Annotated in this window: 17 protein-coding genes and 2 tRNA genes; 8 read left to right on the top strand and 11 right to left on the bottom strand. The window is 47.5% G+C overall.

Features of this window, described 5'->3' with window-relative positions; genetic code table 11:
• The first annotated feature begins 175 nt into the window (after positions 1-175).
• Both nac and cbl read left to right on the top strand, forming a co-directional pair.
• Complete coding sequence (gene nac / locus K0335_RS20425) at positions 176-1,093, top strand: nitrogen assimilation transcriptional regulator NAC (protein WP_001011449.1); 918 nt, start codon at positions 176-178, stop codon at positions 1,091-1,093.
• Between the two features lie 101 nt (positions 1,094-1,194).
• A complete protein-coding gene (cbl, locus tag K0335_RS20420) occupies positions 1,195-2,145 on the top strand; it encodes an HTH-type transcriptional regulator Cbl (protein ID WP_001010985.1) in 951 nt (316 codons plus the stop codon).
• A 38-nt stretch (positions 2,146-2,183) separates the two neighbouring features.
• On the opposite strand, the gene K0335_RS20415 is transcribed toward cbl, so the two are convergent.
• Both K0335_RS20415 and mtfA read right to left on the bottom strand, forming a co-directional pair.
• Positions 2,184-2,259, bottom strand: a tRNA-Asn gene (locus K0335_RS20415).
• Between the two features lie 100 nt (positions 2,260-2,359).
• Positions 2,360-3,157, bottom strand: a complete 798-nt coding sequence (gene mtfA, locus K0335_RS20410; protein ID WP_000598930.1) for a DgsA anti-repressor MtfA — start codon at positions 3,155-3,157, stop codon at positions 2,360-2,362.
• Positions 3,158-3,250: 93 nt separating this feature from the next.
• On the opposite strand from mtfA, the gene K0335_RS20405 reads away from it, so the two are divergent.
• Positions 3,251-3,340, top strand: a tRNA-Ser gene (locus K0335_RS20405).
• 52 nt (positions 3,341-3,392) lie between these two features.
• Here the strand turns inward: K0335_RS20405 and K0335_RS20400 are convergent.
• The 5 genes from K0335_RS20400 to dicB form a co-directional block, all read right to left on the bottom strand.
• Positions 3,393-4,418: a tyrosine-type recombinase/integrase gene (locus tag K0335_RS20400; RefSeq protein WP_000533619.1), complete on the bottom strand. Its 1,026-nt coding sequence runs from the start codon at positions 4,416-4,418 to the stop codon at positions 3,393-3,395.
• The gene (locus K0335_RS20395) at positions 4,418-4,621 is read right to left on the bottom strand and encodes a DUF4224 domain-containing protein (protein WP_000096344.1); all 204 of its coding nucleotides are present in this window, start codon (positions 4,619-4,621) and stop codon (positions 4,418-4,420) included. The genes K0335_RS20400 and K0335_RS20395 overlap by 1 nt, the downstream gene beginning before the upstream one ends.
• 58 nt (positions 4,622-4,679) lie before the next feature.
• The gene (locus K0335_RS20390; protein WP_219394071.1) at positions 4,680-7,121 is read right to left on the bottom strand and encodes an exonuclease; all 2,442 of its coding nucleotides are present in this window, start codon (positions 7,119-7,121) and stop codon (positions 4,680-4,682) included.
• A 93-nt stretch (positions 7,122-7,214) separates the two neighbouring features.
• Positions 7,215-7,403, bottom strand: a complete 189-nt coding sequence (locus K0335_RS20385) for a DUF1482 family protein (RefSeq protein ID WP_001070253.1) — start codon at positions 7,401-7,403, stop codon at positions 7,215-7,217.
• Entirely contained in the window at positions 7,400-7,588 is a 189-nt protein-coding gene (gene dicB, locus K0335_RS20380) for a cell division inhibition protein DicB (protein WP_000854564.1), read from the bottom strand. Before dicB ends, K0335_RS20385 begins: the two co-directional genes overlap by 4 nt.
• 399 nt (positions 7,589-7,987) lie before the next feature.
• Here dicB and K0335_RS20375 point away from each other — a divergent pair, with 399 nt between their 5' ends.
• Complete coding sequence (locus tag K0335_RS20375; RefSeq protein ID WP_001331716.1) at positions 7,988-8,152, top strand: hypothetical protein; 165 nt, start codon at positions 7,988-7,990, stop codon at positions 8,150-8,152.
• A gap of 3 nt (positions 8,153-8,155) precedes the next feature.
• Here the strand turns inward: K0335_RS20375 and ydfC are convergent, their stop codons facing one another.
• From ydfC to K0335_RS20360, 4 genes are all read right to left on the bottom strand, one after another.
• Entirely contained in the window at positions 8,156-8,374 is a 219-nt protein-coding gene (gene ydfC / locus K0335_RS20370; RefSeq protein WP_001171946.1) for a protein YdfC, read from the bottom strand.
• Positions 8,375-8,403: 29 nt separating this feature from the next.
• A complete protein-coding gene (ydfB, locus tag K0335_RS22550; protein WP_000344974.1) occupies positions 8,404-8,532 on the bottom strand; it encodes a protein YdfB in 129 nt (42 codons plus the stop codon).
• A gap of 1 nt (position 8,533) precedes the next feature.
• Positions 8,534-8,689 carry a DUF1391 family protein gene (locus K0335_RS20365; protein WP_000379575.1) on the bottom strand — a complete coding sequence of 52 codons (156 nt, stop codon included), beginning with the start codon at positions 8,687-8,689 and terminating at the stop codon, positions 8,534-8,536.
• 292 nt (positions 8,690-8,981) lie between these two features.
• A complete protein-coding gene (locus K0335_RS20360; protein WP_001397087.1) occupies positions 8,982-9,320 on the bottom strand; it encodes a LexA family transcriptional regulator in 339 nt (112 codons plus the stop codon).
• A 391-nt stretch (positions 9,321-9,711) separates the two neighbouring features.
• On the opposite strand from K0335_RS20360, the gene K0335_RS20355 reads away from it, so the two are divergent.
• From K0335_RS20355 to K0335_RS20340, 4 genes are all read left to right on the top strand, one after another.
• Positions 9,712-9,954, top strand: a complete 243-nt coding sequence (locus tag K0335_RS20355; RefSeq protein ID WP_000747951.1) for a Cro/CI family transcriptional regulator — start codon at positions 9,712-9,714, stop codon at positions 9,952-9,954.
• Positions 9,938-10,363, top strand: a complete 426-nt coding sequence (locus K0335_RS20350) for a toxin YdaT family protein (RefSeq protein WP_000693883.1) — start codon at positions 9,938-9,940, stop codon at positions 10,361-10,363. Before K0335_RS20355 ends, K0335_RS20350 begins: the two co-directional genes overlap by 17 nt.
• A gap of 71 nt (positions 10,364-10,434) precedes the next feature.
• Positions 10,435-11,505 carry a phage replisome organizer gene (locus K0335_RS20345; protein WP_219394069.1) on the top strand — a complete coding sequence of 357 codons (1,071 nt, stop codon included), beginning with the start codon at positions 10,435-10,437 and terminating at the stop codon, positions 11,503-11,505.
• A gap of 40 nt (positions 11,506-11,545) precedes the next feature.
• Positions 11,546-11,968 (top strand): DUF977 family protein, encoded by a 423-nt coding sequence (locus tag K0335_RS20340; protein ID WP_219394067.1) that lies wholly within the window; start codon positions 11,546-11,548, stop codon positions 11,966-11,968.
• Positions 11,969-12,086 lie beyond the last annotated feature (118 nt).

Here is a 12,086-nt window from a genome sequence, read left to right as displayed (position 1 = left end):
GGGGCATCACCGATTTTCTTTGCCAGCCATTTAGTGGTTTCTCATCATAATATATGCTTATTTAACCGACAATTAGCATGGGATCCTTCGTAATGAACAAATTGGCAAGCATCTTGCAAAATCCATTCAGATAAAAAGCCAGCTAATAACTGGCATTCTGAACCGGAGGCCATAAATGAATTTCAGACGCCTGAAATACTTCGTCAAAATCGTCGATATCGGTAGCCTGACTCAGGCTGCAGAAGTCCTGCATATTGCCCAGCCTGCGCTCAGCCAGCAGGTTGCGACGCTTGAAGGTGAGTTGGATCAGCAACTGCTCATCCGTACTAAACGCGGAGTAACGCCAACGGAAGCCGGGAAAATTCTCTATGCTCACGCCAGAACGATATTACGCCAGTGCGAACAAGCGCAACTGGCAGTACATAATGCCTGTCAGAGTTTAAGCGGTCAGGTGTCAATTGGCCTTGCGCCTGGTACAGCGGCATCTTCAATGACAATGCCATTGTTACAGGCTGTACGTACTGAACTGCCCGATGTGTTGGTTTATTTACATGAAAATAGTGGTGCGGCACTTAATGATAAGTTGCTCAATGGCGAGCTGGATATGGCTGTAATGTACGAACGCTCTCCCATTGACGGCATTCATTGCCAGCCGTTACTTAAAGAAGATCTTTATTTAGTCGGTACGCAAGATTGCCCTGGGCAAAACGTTGATTTAATCACTGTTGCTCAGATGAACCTGTTTTTGCCCGGCGATTTTAGTGCTGTTCGCTTGCGGGTTAATGAGGCGTTTTCATTACGTCGCCTGACAGCAAAAGTAATCGGTGAGATTGAATCCATCGCCACATTGACGGCAGCCATCGCCAGTGGAATGGGGAGCACGGTATTGCCTGAATCAGCTGCGCGAGCTTTATGTAGTGCGGCAAATGGCTGGATGGCGCGGATCACTACACCTTCTATGAATCTTTCGTTATCGCTCAATATGGCAGCTAAAGGATCCCTGACACCGCAGGCTCAGGCCGTGAAAGATATTCTGCTATCGCTTATTACTTGCCCGGCTCTGGATAAACATGAATTGCAAATGGTGAGCTAACTGTTATTCCGCTTTGGAATAAGATGCAGGTTTTTATTATTTGTTCAGCCGGACATCAGACTTTAACAATAGCGTAATGTCTGATGTATCCGGAGCGAACAGTGAATTTCCAACAACTCAAAATAATCCGTGAGGCGGCACGTCAGGATTTTAATCTGACTGAAGTCGCAAACATGCTTTATACATCCCAGTCTGGCGTAAGTCGGCATATTCGTGAGCTAGAAGATGAACTTGGCATTGAGATTTTCATCCGCAAAGGAAAACGTCTGTTAGGTATGACGGAACCAGGCAAAGCGCTGTTAGTGATTGCAGAGCGTATTCTCAATGAGGCCAGTAATGTCCGGCGGCTGGCGGATCTTTTTACTAACGATGCATCAGGTGTACTAACAATAGCGACAACGCATACTCAGGCGCGTTACAGCTTGCCAGGTGTGATTAAAGCGTTTCGGGAATTATTTCCGGAAGTACGCCTTGAGTTGATTCAGGGGACACCACAAGAGATTGATGCATTATTGCAAAATGGTGGTGCAGATATTGGGATAGCCAGTGAACGGTTGAGTAATGATCCATTGCTGGTGGCATTTCCATGGTTTCGTTGGCATCACAGTCTGCTGGTACCAAATAATCATCCGCTGATAGCAGAAACGCCGCTCACCCTGGAGGCTATCGCTAAATGGCCACTGATTACCTATCGTCAGGGGATTACCGGGCGTTCACGAATCGATGAGGCTTTTGCCCGAAAAGGGTTAATCGCCGATGTGGTATTGAGTGCTCAGGATTCAGACGTCATAAAAACCTATGTTGAGTTGGGGTTGGGGATTGGTCTGGTGGCGGAGCAATCAGGTGGTGAACAGGAAGAGAAGGGGCTAACACAGTTGGATACGCGTCACCTGTTTGATGCCAACACTGTTTGGCTTGGCCTTAAGCGCGGACAACTGCAACGCAATTATGTCTGGCGATTTCTTGAGCTCTGTAATGCAGGACTGTCTGTAGAGGATATTAAACGCCAGGTAATGGCAACAGAAGAAACAGAAATTGACTATCAGATATAAAGCAAAAAGCCCGCTTTAAAAGCGGGCTTCTCAGAATTTGGCTCCTCTGACTGGACTCGAACCAGTGACATACGGATTAACAGTCCGCCGTTCTACCGACTGAACTACAGAGGAATCGTTGGAACGAGGCGCATAATACTGAGCGCCTTATTCCATGTCAACACTATCTTTCGTATGCTAATTCAATTGATTATTTAATCTGCAAAATAGTGAATTAATGAACATTTGTTGTGGGGGAAGCGTCATTATTTGGGCTGTTACGTAATCGCAGTAATGGATTTTGCCCATAAAATTGGCAGAAACGTTGCCACAGAGAGGGAAAACGCGGGGCAAACAGCTCCGGGGCACTGAAAAAATATTCAGACAATACGGCGAAACACTCTGCGGGATCTGTTGCGGCGTACGCGTCGATACTGGAAGCGGTCTCACCGACCAAATCGATCTCCTCCTGAATGTTTTCCATGGCAGCGTGTAAATCGTGTTCCCAACCGGCGACTTCACGTAAAGGAATCAATGGGATCCCACTGGCCCGATCGCCGTTTCGCATATCTAATTTGTGCGCTACTTCGTGAATAATCAGATTAAAGCCGGAAGCATCGAAGGAATCACGAATATCAACCCAGTTCAACACAATAGGGCCTTGCTGCCAGCTTTGCCCGGACTGAACAATACGTTGATTATGCACAAGACCGATATCATCTTCCCATTCGTCATCAACCACGAAAGGAGCTGGGTAAATTAAAACTTCGTGGAAGCCATCAAGCCATTCGATACCAAGCTCAAGGACTGGAAGACAAAACAGAAGGGCAATACGCGCGCTCTTAAGCGAATCAAGTTCAAAACCTTGCAGCGGAACGATACGTTTTTGTTGAAGAAAACGCTCAGCCAAAGCAACTAATCGGGTTTGTTCCTCTGTCGTCAGGCTGTGCAAAATGGGGATTGCCAGCGCATCTTCCCAGGGAGGATTATCTTGTTGGGGTGTTTCTTGTGCTTTCCAGGGCCACTTAATCATCGTTTTGCTCGTAAACTCGTCACTTGAACAAAATTGCAGGTACAGGGTCTGTTAAAATGCCAAAATTCCTGGCATCATGGCAACCATCTTAACGGAGAGATGCCGGAGCGGCTGAACGGACCGGTCTCGAAAACCGGAGTGGGGGCAACTCCACCGGGGGTTCAAATCCCCCTCTCTCCGCCAAAATTCAATCACTTATACATCATTAAGTCAGTGACAAAAATCACACTTGGAATTACTTGGAATATTTTCTTGGAATATTTTCAGGTAACGGGACATCAAGTGTCGGTGAAACTTTAACCTTCCTGTCATAGATTAGCACTTGCCCCTCGGTTTTGTGACCAGAGAAAAGTTGCTTATCCCGACTGCTTCCTTCATAGTCTGAAATTCCTTTCGCCTTCAGATCATGAAAGGTGAAGTCAGTTAAAATACCTGAAATTTTGCCTGCGCGATTTCTTGCTTCTACCCACATTTCGTTAAAGCCTTTGTACATATATCGGTTGCCGTATTGATTGCTGATTACATAGGCGGATGTTGGTAACTGTTTTGCTTTTTCGATCGCCGCCTGTAATCGTGGACTCCATGCTTTTATCTGTTTTTTTCCTGTTTTCCCTTGCTGGATAAAGATCCCGTCGTTTCCAATCTGCTCCCATTTCAGCGATAACACATCGGAAACCCTCGCTGCACACAGATAGGCAATTTCCATTGCGATAAAAACAGGAAGAGGTGCAACGCTTAATACTGCCTGGTATTCTTTGTCGGTTACATATCGTTCGCGGTTTTTGGCCTTGAATTTACTTACACCTGCACATGGGTTAGCCTTCACGTACCCTCGCTCATACCCCCAACTGTAAACGCGGGACATACTGCTTTTTTCATGGTTGGCTTGCGTTTTACTCTGTTCCCCTCTCTTGTCCATGTATCGACGGATGTGTTCTGGTTTTATGGAATCTGCCGGCACCTTACCGAATACGGCAAGCAACTTTTTTTGATGTTGCAGATAATCTTTTTGTGTTCTTGGACTGAGGTCACTGTAATAGGCGCTGGCGAGGAATTTTTCCCACAAGCGACCGAATGTCATTGCACGATCGCGATTATTTACAGTTTCCTCATACTTTTTCCATAAAGCAGCTAAACCATCCTTGATGGCGGTTAGTGTGACAGATTCTCTGGATGTTGGTTTCCATACATAACTATATTTATTTGGGTATACATTTGGAGGTAATTTTTCGTGTTCAGGATTTTTCCTTCGTCTTCCCATCAGATCGCACCAAAATTCGGCTCTACCTCGCGTGGTGGTAAAGTTTTATTGCAGGTAAATAGATCCCGGCTGACAATCGGTTTGCCACTACGATTGGTATAGAACGGAAGCCCGTTTTCCATTAACCATTTTCGCTGGTGGCTTGCATATTTGCAGCCCGTTAATATTAGCAATTCATCTTCGGTTAAAAATAAGCTGCTCATAGCTATATCTCATAACCGCCGCTAACTATATACGGTTAGCGGCAATTAGGGTTGAACATTAAAAATCAGCCTGACTCGGGATCAGTTTTTGCCAGATAGCTGAAACGTATTTTGCCTGGTAACGAGCGTCATCAAGTGCATTATGGCGCTCACCTTCGAATGGGATAGCAGTTCTGGCATCGAAGTCTATGGCTTTCCCCAGCTCAACGATTGTGCGTACATCGCGATCGTTGCAGTAGCGCCACGGGCAGGGGATACCCTGTCGTTCGTATGAACGGCGTAAAATCACGTTGTCGAAGTTGGCCCCATTACCCCAGACCTGAACAAAAAATTCACCGGAGTTTTCGTCGATAAATTCCCGCAATTGCAGTAGTGCATCATCTAACGGGATTTCATCGGTCATAATGGCAGACTGCGCTTCACGTGATTGCTTTAGCCACCATTTAATGACGTCACGATCAATGACTCCGCCAGCAGTATCCAGATCGATGGTCTTGCTAAATTCCGGTCCCATATCTCCGGTTTGTGGATCGAAAAATATTGCGCCTATTGCGATAATCGGGGCATCGGGATTTTTTCCCATGGTTTCAAGGTCGATCATCAGATGAATCCCCGCTCTGCTGGTGGATGTGAGCTTATGATGACCATTCACCTTAATTAAGGGATCTGTCGCCTCGCCAGTTTTATTATCGCTGGCGTGATGCTGATTGCCGCCAGGGTTCTCCTTGTGTGGATGTTCAGCGCCTTCCATTTCCTCCGGATCATTTTCCTGAACTTCAACCTGATTCTCTTCATCGAATGTTTCCTGGTATGTTGCGTCGCCCATCACCGCGCCACAATCAGGGCAGTTGCCGCCACCGCTCTGACCGCAGGCGGTGCAGACTTTTTCCGGTTCCTGTTGCGCTACTGGTTCGGATTGTTTCGTTTCTGGCTCGTTTTGTAACGCATTTGGGCTGTTTTGTTCCGCTTTTTGGTCGTTCCGTTCCGATTCATGCTGGTTCTGGTTCACAGAATCGCGAGTCTGGATCCCCTTGACCCATTTCGGATCATTAGGGTCGCTAATCCCCTCAACAAATTCACCACGCGATACAGCAAGTAACTTATCGGCGTCAGGCTGGCTGATATTGGCTGCCTGCATAATTTTGTTTACTTCGTCAGCGGTGACTTTTACTTGGTTAGCGGAACTCACCTGCGACTGAGCATCCAGCGACTGCGCGTTCTGGCAATGTTCAGTTGTATCCGGTTCCATTGTTTCAGTTGTTGCCTGTTCACCTGCCATTGCGTCAGATGGTTGTGGTTTTTCTTCTTCTGTTTCACGCTCAGTAACCACCTCGCGGTTAATTTCTTCCAGGATATCTTTTTCCGGCGTATGCCGGGCAGCTGTGAGAGTTTCCTTGCTGGGGTTCTCGTGATCAGTTTCCGTCAAATAGGCGTTGATATACCCCTGAAGGCGTCCCGGGTAGTGATAAAATTCAGGGTGTGCGCTTCGGATAAGTGCAAAAATAGCGGCGCGGGAATAGTCCAGAATACCCGGGGTTGCACGAAGTGCTGCGGACCATTCTTTGAACGGACTTTCTTTTTTCAGGACTACTTCTTTTGCGCGACGATAAACGCTGCCCGGAATTTCATAAATATTAAAATCCATCGGAAGTGTGGCTGCTGCAATCTCCACATCCAGTGTGTCGAGGGTGTGTACTAAATTCGGATTGCGATCGGTTTTGTTCCCACCGCCAGCATTAGCACCGGAAGCCGTGCGGGTGATGCGTGAAACACGATTTCCTTTCATCCACTCTTTTGTCAGCAGACCCCGATCAGTGTAGTCAGCGTCCAGGTATGCTTCGAAAAAAGCAGTTATTAGTCCCAGGTCTGAATTACCAGGATTAGGGAAAACTTTGTCAGTGTCACGAACCAGTTTGTGGAGGTCGCGAATCTCCAGCGAGTCGAGCAGACTGGTTTTATGCGAAATAGCCAGGGCAGTAACAGCCGGTAGTTCTTCAGCCCGTGCAATGTGTAATGCCTGGAGTTCGTCGCGTGAAACGTGCGTTACTGGTTTTTCGCTGCCGTGTTGAGCAAGCCAACGAATGGGCAGTTCCTGACCGGAGACAGGCAGAAGCATGCTCTCCTCAATCTCAGTCATGTCTTCGCCGTTGATGTTGGTATTGTCAGTGCTGGCTGGTTTGTCCTGAACAGAGGGGGAAGGGCCGATAAATGTCATTGTGATGCCATCTTTCCCGCCTTTTTCATAGCGGTTGCAGAATTCAGTATCAAACACGCCTTCTGGCGGAAGGTCGTCAACAACGGGCAAATTGACGCGGACGGGTTTTTTAAAGTCGTCTTCATCATAATCGTTGTCATCCATTGCGGTAATGCAGCGGGAGATTGCAACAGATAATTTTTTTGCTGTAGTCCAGTAAAAACCACCTTTAATTCCCAGGCGTTTTCTTACTTTGTCATTTTTTGCTTCGCAATATAGTGCAAATTCTTCTTTATCAGTGCTCATTATTGATAAACCTCATCACAGATTTAAGGGTGAACAAATCTCTGCCATTGCTGACATATAAGAATGAAACTGGATATTTATTACGGTGCTGTTTTAAAATCCTGCCGGGATTTCGTTATCCTGGTGAATAACTTTATCGACCGGATAACAGTTGCCTGGAATTTTCTGTTCGGTTGCTGCGGCCATACATTCCTGCATTGTTCTGTGAACACTGACTGCAATATCAACTGGCTCTCCGGAAACAAGAAAAACCGTCAGAATAAGTGCAAATACTGGATTCATTGTGCACATCCTTTTGGCATCAGACGTAAACGGGCCAGCATTGAAACAATGCATACTTTATTTAATAACTCCCGTTCGTGTTTTCTTTTGTTAATGGCCTCTTCAGTGAATACAGGATTACTGATAGTGACACCAATTTCAAAACAACCTTCAGACGTATTAACGTTTGGTAATAACGTTTTCATTATCGCGCCCTCAACAATGAGTTTTGTGATGCGGTGCCTGGTGCTTCCAGGTGACGTTAACCAGTTAACAATTAACGCCGGATACAGAGAATCCACCCATAACACTGTTTTTGGTTTTAACTGTTCCGCGTGCGCTTAGCCGCATTCACCGCATCACAAAATTCACTTTAAAAATGGCGGCAGAGCAGTCACGGAGTAAAACTGATACCGCCAAACGTCACCAGAAAATTGATAACAGAGGGCGTTGCAGCGGGGTTGTCACTTAAGCGTATGGTCAACCTGACAACCCGGTGTCCTCAACGGGGAAGGAATAACCCCGCCATACTTACCGCCGCGCCATTTCGCGGAGTGCCACAACCGGAAGCGCACGGTCGACGATAATTTAACGACAGGCTATCTATGAACCAGCTACCTCGCCGTGCGCTTTCGCGTTATGGTCTGACTTTTCAGGGAAATATCCTTTCAGTAAACTGTCAGTGCCGGATGCTCACCCGTGTCCGGCGCACGCACTCCACCTCACCCGTGGAGAACTCCTTAATTACCAACCTTAGCTTCGTTGGTTAGCTATTAACGCGGGTATGTAATCATTCTGGCAATGCTTAATGCCGCTGCTTTTTCCAGCCTGGTGATATCCTGCTCCAGAGCGGACAGATTTTCAGCCTGCTTAGCCCTGGCTTCATTGGCCCATTTCAGATCCTGCGCTGCATTAATTTTCTGGCGCATCCACTCATAAAGTTCATCATCGGTATAGTCTGGCGCGATGATGACGGGTTCTCGTTTCTGCATACTGATTCCTCGCGGTGCTGCTTCGCTTATCAGCCGTTAGATTTTGCCGAGCTGGAAAGCGCCTGTTTAAACTCACTGAAGCTGAGAGCTTCTTCGCCTTCGGCAAGGCCTTCGAAGTATTCTTCGTAAGCCTTTTTCATGATTGTGTCGAAATCCATATCACTCACCTGAGTTTCTTTCCAGCCAGCGACGGGCACCATTTTCGGTTTTAAACGTTTTGCTTTTGGTATACGTCATCGCGGTGAATGTGCCGTCCTGGTTGGGAAACACGCCGTACACCAGAGATTCGTTGTTGCCAAGATCGATAGTATCCATGTTGACCTCATTTCCCCTTAACGCCGGGGTAGCGGAACAAAAACCTGCTGCATAGTTATTAAAGTTGAACCCTGCCGTCATGTTCTTACGCCTCGGGCTGGCTACTTAACCCCTGACCACTGCCTGGTAACTCGAAGTATTGCCCTGCATTCTGTGGGGTGGGGTGAGGGAATGAATGAAGTTTAGAAAAATGAACTTTTCGGGTCAATGTTTTTTTATCAAAACTTTTTAAGCAGGCAGCTGTTAAGCCATCACCACGATGGCATACAGTTAATCAAATAGATGAGGTTGGTTAAATATCTTGTTGAATTTTAAAGCATACGCCCAATATGCAAGATAGATCATCCAGCATAATTGAAGGGTAGCGAGGATTCGTGGGGACTAAAAGAATATCCGGCCCTTCTATCTCCAGTTTACGAATGACAGGTGTTGTGGTCCCTTTGGGTAAGGCAAGGACAATATTTCCTGGTTGTACGGTTCGATCGGGATCAACAAAAACTGTTGAACCATTTGGGATGGAAACTCCCCCACCAGATGTTGACATACTGTCACTCTCTAGAACAACTGCAAAGGTATTGGCCGGGATTTCTCCGACAAGCTGCACACAAGAGGTTATTGAGGAATTTTTCATATAATCACTCCAGCTTGCTGCCTGCTGAAGTGATAGTAGCGGAACCGTTTTTATCGGCGGTAAAGATAGATCAAGCGAATCACCCGTATTTAACTCTCCTCCATTAAGAAGCCAATTTTCGTTTACTTTCAATATCTTTGCCAGTGAACTTATGTAACGCGAGGACGGCGCTCCTCCACCGTTCATCCATTGACTTACGGAGCCTTTTGATGCGCCAGTGGCATTGACAAGGTCTTTGCCTTTCAGGTTTAGCGCATGCATACGTTGGGTTATGCGTTCAGATATTGTTTGCTTGCTCATGTTTTGATTTTAAAACACAGATGGTTTTGTTTCTTGACTTTCTTTGGTTTTGATTATTAAACTTTTGGCGTTCAGTTTTATGGAGCGACTCATGAAAAAATCAGAAGTATTAGGCTATTTTGGCGGAGTTGTTAAAACAGCCGCAGCTCTAGGAACGTCAAAAACCACAGTCAGCATGTGGGGGGAAGAGGTTCCGTGGAAATGGGCGTTGCTAATTCAGGCAGTCACTGCCGGGGCGCTCAAATATGAGTTACACATACCGACGGTTGTCATTCCCGGTTCTGATCATAATCCGCCTTCTAACCAAGGGGGGATTCATGAAAATCAAGCATGAACACATCCGCATGGCGATGAATGCCTGGGCGCGTCCTGATGGCGAAAAAGTTCCGGCAGCTGGAATAACCCAGGCTTATTTTGAGTTGGGTATGACGTTTCCTGAACTGTACGACGACAGCCATCCGGAAGCCCTGGCTCGCAATACCCAGAAAATTTTCCGCTGGGTAGAGAAAGACACCCCTGATGCAGTTGAAAAAATTCAGGCGTTGTTACCAGCGATCGAAAAGGCAATGCCGCCTTTGCTGGTGGCCAGAATGCGCAGCCACAGTTCAGCTTATTTTCGGGAGCTGGTGGAGACGCGGGAGCGATTGGTGAGAGACGCTGATGATTTTGTCGCAGTGGCAATCGCCGGTTTCAATCAGATGAACCGTGGTGGCCCGGCAGGAAATGCTGTGGCAGTACATTGACTGACAATAGCCATATCGAATCGCTTCCGGCAACTCGTGAGTAAAAAGATTCGGTATCAGAAGAGGTGAGTATGGCTAACGCCTGGCTCAGATTATGGCATGACATGCCAAATGACCCTAAGTGGCGAACAATTGCCAGGGTGTCAGGGCAGCCAATTGCAACAGTGATGGCAGTGTATATCCACCTCCTGGTGAGCGCGTCACGAAATGTCACGCGAGGTCACATTGATGTCACGACAGAAGATTTGGCAAGTGCGCTCGACGTGACAGAAGAGGTAATTGATTCAATTTTGCAGACGATGCAGGGGCGGGTACTTGATGGTGATTTAATCACTGGATGGGAAAAACGCCAGGTGCTTAAAGAGGACAACGGCAATATTTCGCAAACCGCAAAATCTCCTGCAGAGCGCAAGAGGGCGCAGCGAGAGAGGGAAAGAAAGCGGGAACAAAATGGCGATTGTCACGGCGCGTCACGAAATGTCACGCACATGTCACGACGAGTCACGACAGATAAAGATACAGATCAAGATACAGATCAAGAAGATCAAAACACTATGGTCCATGGCGTAAAAAACGCCACGAACCAGGCAGGGGATGTTCAGGCCGTCAATCCTGGTCAGCCAGCAGGCACGACACCGGAAGCCGATTCAGCGTATGCGCTGAAAGCCGATTCGGGCGCTGTGCAGCAGGTGATGACCGCAAGGCCGGAGCAATCACACCAACTGCAGCAGCCTGAAGCCGATTCCGCCATTCAGCGGGAAGCCGATCGGGTAGTCCCGGAAAACACCGGGCAGTCTGTGGGACGAGTGGATTATCCGGATGTGTTCGAACAGGTCTGGCGGGAGTACCCGTTGCGTGCCGGGGCAAACCCGAAGAAATCCGCTTTCAGTGCCTGGAAGGCCAGATTACGCGAGGGGGTGCCACCAGAGGCAATGCTGGATGGCGTGAGGCGTTACGCAAGATACCTAGCGGTTACCGGGAAAACGGGAACGGAATTTGTTCAGCGGGCGACGACGTTTCTTGGACCGGACCGGAATTTTGAGAACCCCTGGTTGCTCCCGGTAAGCGGCACGAACAACCAGCGTTGTGTGAATCATATTTCTGAACCGGATACCGAAATTCCGCCGGGCTTCAGGGGGTAAGTGTTTATTTCTGGTCATGAGGTAATTTTCAGGAGGACTTGTGGCAAAAGTTTTTACACAAGAAGAGCGGGAAAAAATTAAAGGGCAGGTTGTTGAACTTGTACGCCAGAGTGGGCGCGAGACGTTACGACAACTGGAAGCTAAAACCGGGGCAACAAGATATCTGATGAGTGTTCTCGCCAGAGAGCTGGTTGCCAGTGGCGATGTATACAACTCTGGCTGCGGGTTATTCCCGTCGGAGCAGGCACGTAAAGACTGGCAAAACGCCCGTAAAAAGCTCTCAAGGGCAAAGCTGAAGAAACCATCTGCGGTTGATCCGGACCTTATCTGGTCATTACCAGACGGAGAAATACGCCGCTACGACAGGCGCCTGAATATAATCTGTCGCGAGTACCGGAAGAGTGAAGTTATGCAGCGCATATTGTCGTTTTATCAGGGGGATGTTCGGTATTTATTGAAGTGACGAGATTAAAGTGCATTAGTTCAGATGCAAATTGACATTTTGTGGCACAGGGTAGAGCTAGCGTGGTTGTCCGCTTTGTGCCAACAGCGGACATTATAGATGGTATATGTAGAAAGTG

Source organism: Escherichia sp. GZ89, from assembly GCF_019366485.1.
GTDB classification, from domain to species: Bacteria; Pseudomonadota; Gammaproteobacteria; order Enterobacterales; family Enterobacteriaceae; genus Escherichia; species Escherichia fergusonii.
The sequence above is the reverse complement of the archived record's forward strand: the minus strand, read 5'-3'. Positions and strand labels throughout refer to the sequence as shown.

What these genes read in the sequence shown, in the direction of transcription:
- nac (WP_001011449.1), top strand. Translation starts at nt 176, where the DNA reads ATGAATTTCAGACGCCTGAAATACTTCGTCAAAATCGTCGATATCGGT.
- mtfA (WP_000598930.1), bottom strand. Translation starts at nt 3,157, where the DNA reads ATGATTAAGTGGCCCTGGAAAGCACAAGAAACACCCCAACAAGATAAT.
- K0335_RS20400 (WP_000533619.1), bottom strand. Translation starts at nt 4,418, where the DNA reads ATGGGAAGACGAAGGAAAAATCCTGAACACGAAAAATTACCTCCAAAT.
- K0335_RS20395 (WP_000096344.1), bottom strand. Translation starts at nt 4,621, where the DNA reads ATGAGCAGCTTATTTTTAACCGAAGATGAATTGCTAATATTAACGGGC.
- K0335_RS20390 (WP_219394071.1), bottom strand. Translation starts at nt 7,121, where the DNA reads ATGAGCACTGATAAAGAAGAATTTGCACTATATTGCGAAGCAAAAAAT.
- K0335_RS20385 (WP_001070253.1), bottom strand. Translation starts at nt 7,403, where the DNA reads ATGAATCCAGTATTTGCACTTATTCTGACGGTTTTTCTTGTTTCCGGA.
- dicB (WP_000854564.1), bottom strand. Translation starts at nt 7,588, where the DNA reads ATGAAAACGTTATTACCAAACGTTAATACGTCTGAAGGTTGTTTTGAA.
- K0335_RS20375 (WP_001331716.1), top strand. Translation starts at nt 7,988, where the DNA reads ATGAACCAGCTACCTCGCCGTGCGCTTTCGCGTTATGGTCTGACTTTT.
- ydfC (WP_001171946.1), bottom strand. Translation starts at nt 8,374, where the DNA reads ATGCAGAAACGAGAACCCGTCATCATCGCGCCAGACTATACCGATGAT.
- ydfB (WP_000344974.1), bottom strand. Translation starts at nt 8,532, where the DNA reads ATGGATTTCGACACAATCATGAAAAAGGCTTACGAAGAATACTTCGAA.
- K0335_RS20365 (WP_000379575.1), bottom strand. Translation starts at nt 8,689, where the DNA reads ATGGATACTATCGATCTTGGCAACAACGAATCTCTGGTGTACGGCGTG.
- K0335_RS20360 (WP_001397087.1), bottom strand. Translation starts at nt 9,320, where the DNA reads ATGAAAAATTCCTCAATAACCTCTTGTGTGCAGCTTGTCGGAGAAATC.
- K0335_RS20355 (WP_000747951.1), top strand. Translation starts at nt 9,712, where the DNA reads ATGAAAAAATCAGAAGTATTAGGCTATTTTGGCGGAGTTGTTAAAACA.
- K0335_RS20350 (WP_000693883.1), top strand. Translation starts at nt 9,938, where the DNA reads ATGAAAATCAAGCATGAACACATCCGCATGGCGATGAATGCCTGGGCG.
- K0335_RS20345 (WP_219394069.1), top strand. Translation starts at nt 10,435, where the DNA reads ATGGCTAACGCCTGGCTCAGATTATGGCATGACATGCCAAATGACCCT.